The sequence below is a fragment of the Mesorhizobium sp. CNPSo 4671 genome, assembly GCF_057784245.1.
On the sequence record NZ_JBWLUW010000089.1, the window covers coordinates 1 to 419 of the forward strand.

Below are 419 nucleotides of genomic sequence, written 5' to 3' on the forward strand. Positions count from 1 at the left end.
GGCCTATGTGTCGCGACTGGGGACCCAGCCGGGCATCATCGTTGCAGAACAGAAGATACACGACGGCCAATTTTATATTGCCGGCTTGAGAGACCCGCTTGCCGCCGACCCGCAGTCGCTGTTGTCTGGAACGCAGGTCAATCCCGCCCGGGTTCATTCGCAGTGGCGGTTCTATCAGAGCCTTGAGCCGCAGTTCGTGTTGAAGCGGCTGACGGCGTCGCTGGCTCCGCCGGATACAGTACGACTTTCGATCGTCAATGATCGCATCGTTGCCGAGGGCGAGGCTCCCGACACCTGGATAGATCGGGCGCGCGCAGCGGCCCGACAGCTTTCGGCAGGCGGACCGGAATTCGACATCTCCAGGGTCCGTGATGTGAGCCCCGAAGCACGCGCGGCGGAGCATTGGCAGTATTATGTAT

General features: G+C 61.3%; 1 pseudogene. It reads left to right on the forward strand.

Annotation, left to right across the window (positions count from 1 at the left end):
• Window positions 1–419 (forward strand): annotated as a pseudogene (locus tag AC04SF_RS37505) (OmpA family protein); the annotation flags it as partial.